Source organism: Mesorhizobium sp. M2A.F.Ca.ET.039.01.1.1 (assembly GCF_003998035.1).
Taxonomy (GTDB): domain Bacteria; phylum Pseudomonadota; class Alphaproteobacteria; order Rhizobiales; family Rhizobiaceae; genus Mesorhizobium.
In genome coordinates this window covers 1-2,223 of record NZ_RZRY01000878.1, presented here as the reverse complement: position 1 = coordinate 2,223, position 2,223 = coordinate 1, and the positions used below count along the sequence as shown (strand labels likewise).

Here is a 2,223-nt window from a genome sequence, read left to right as displayed (position 1 = left end):
AAACCATGTTGCAGAAGCCAAGCACGGCGCTGGTCGGCAGGCCGTCGGATTTGCGGTTGAGCGGCGGCAGCGCGTGGTAGGCGCGGAAAATGTAGCCGGAGCCGTCGACGAGGAAGAGGTGGTCGCCTTTTTTCATGCCGGCAGGGATAGCGCGGCCAGCCTTCGCGGTCCATGCCAAAGGCTGCGGAACCCACCGGTTCGGGCAACACCCCTGACAGATGCTGTCCGGCCGGAAATTGGGCGCTCACGGGCATGTTACAAAAGTGTAATTTTCATGCCCTTGAATCGCCACGTTCACAGACCCAAATACACGTCATCGGCAGTTTTCGCCGAAGTCCGGAGCAAGGCCCGTCCCCCGCCTATCCCGGGCAAACTGCGGCAGCCTATCCCCCCTCTCCGGGCTGCCGCATCGTTTCGAGTAAGGACCGCCGTGGTTTCCCCTCCACCACGGCGGTCTTCTTTTATGTTGCGGCAGCGATTGACCGGGTTGGTCCAACAATCACGGCTTTTCGTTTTCGGCGTGGCCCCTTAGGGTCTGGCCAAAATCGAAAGGCTAAAAGCATGTCAAGAATCTCCCCCGTCCTTGAGCGTCTCGATCAGAATCTCGACCAGAGCCTGGAGCGGCTGTTCGGTCTGCTCGGCATCAAGTCGATCTCCACCGATCCGGCCTTCGCCGCCGACTGCCGCAAAGGGGCGGAATGGCTGGTCGCCGAACTCAAGCTGATCGGCTTCGACGCGAGTGTGCGCGACACGCCCGGACATCCGATGGTGGTGGCGCATCACGAGGGGCCGGCAGGTGCGCCGCATGTGCTTTTCTATGGCCACTACGACGTCCAGCCGGTCGATCCGATCGAATTGTGGGACACCGACCCGTTCGCGCCGTCGATCAAGGAGATCGAGCCTGGACGCAAGGTGATCACCGGCCGGGGCTCGGCCGATGACAAGGGGCAGTTGATGACCTTCGTCGAGGCCTGCCGCGCCTGGAAGCAGGTGCATGGCAATCTGCCCTGCCGCGTCACCATCCTGTTCGAGGGCGAGGAGGAATCCGGCTCGCCGTCGCTGAAGCCGTTCCTGGAAGCCAACGCCGCCGAGCTGAAGGCCGATTTCGCGCTGGTCTGCGACACCAGCATGTGGAACCGCGAGACGCCGTCGATCTGTGTGTCGCTGCGCGGCATGGTCGGCGAGGAGGTCACCGTCAAGGCGGCCAACCGCGACCTGCATTCGGGCCTCTATGGCGGTCCGGCCGCCAACCCGATCCGCATCCTGGCAAAGGTGCTGGCCGACATCCACGACAAGGACGGCCACGTCACCATTCCAGGCTTCTATGACGGGGTCGAGGAGACGCCCAGCCAAGTGCTGAAATCCTGGGAAGGCCTCGGCGAGACGGCCGAGACCTTCCTCGGACCGGCCGGTCTTTCCATTCCGGCCGGCGAAAAGGGGCGCTCGGTCCTCGAAATGACCTGGGCAAGGCCGACGGCGGAATTCAACGGCATCATCGGCGGCTATACCGGCAAGGGGTTCAAGACGGTGATCGCGGCGGAAGCTTCGGCGAAAGTGTCGTTCCGGCTGGTGCACAAGCAGGATCCGAAGAAGATCCGCGCCGCCTTCCAGGCCTTCGTGCGCGAGCGCATCCCCGGCGACTGCTCGGTCGAATTCCATCCGCATGGCGGCTCGCCGGCGATCCAGCTTTCCTACGACTCGCCGTTCCTGGCCAAGGCCAAGGACGCGCTGTCCGACGAATGGGACAAGCAGGCTATCACCACCGGCGGTGGCGGCTCCATCCCCGTGGTCGGCGATTTCCAGACCTATCTCGGCATGGAATCGCTGCTGGTCGGTTTCGGCCTCGACGACGACTGCATCCACTCGCCGAACGAGAAATACGAACTGACCTCCTTCCACAAGGGACAGCGGTCCTGGGCGCGCATCCTCGATGCGCTGACCCGGTGAGACGGAAATCGCGCAAGATGTGAGATTCAACTTTCTGTTGATTTTTCTCCGGATCGCGGCGAGGACGAATGACCAGCGCAACGCGCCGCCGCTGCTGACGCAGCCCAAGCGATACGCGGCGCGGCGGGCCGCGATCCGGAGAAGAGAATGACCGATATCCGTTTCCACAAGAACGACCTGCCCGACCTCGCCCGCTACAATGTCGGGGCGGTGGCCATCGACACGGAAACGCTGGGCTTGAACCCGCATCGCGATCGGCTCTGCGTTGTGCAGATT

General features: G+C 63.2%; 2 protein-coding genes and 1 pseudogene. 2 read left to right on the top strand and 1 reads right to left on the bottom strand.

The features are described 5' to 3' along the window. A partial coding sequence (locus EOA24_RS34995; RefSeq protein WP_189354498.1) for a hypothetical protein occupies positions 1-136 on the bottom strand: 136 nt, incomplete at its 3' end. A gap of 425 nt (positions 137-561) precedes the next feature. On the opposite strand from EOA24_RS34995, the gene EOA24_RS34990 reads away from it, so the two are divergent. Further along, on the top strand, positions 562-1,947 hold the full coding sequence (locus EOA24_RS34990; protein WP_126081168.1) for a M20/M25/M40 family metallo-hydrolase: 1,386 nt from the start codon (positions 562-564) through the stop codon (positions 1,945-1,947). Between the two features lie 147 nt (positions 1,948-2,094). Continuing rightward, a pseudogene (locus tag EOA24_RS34985) lies at positions 2,095-2,223 on the top strand (ribonuclease D); the annotation flags it as partial.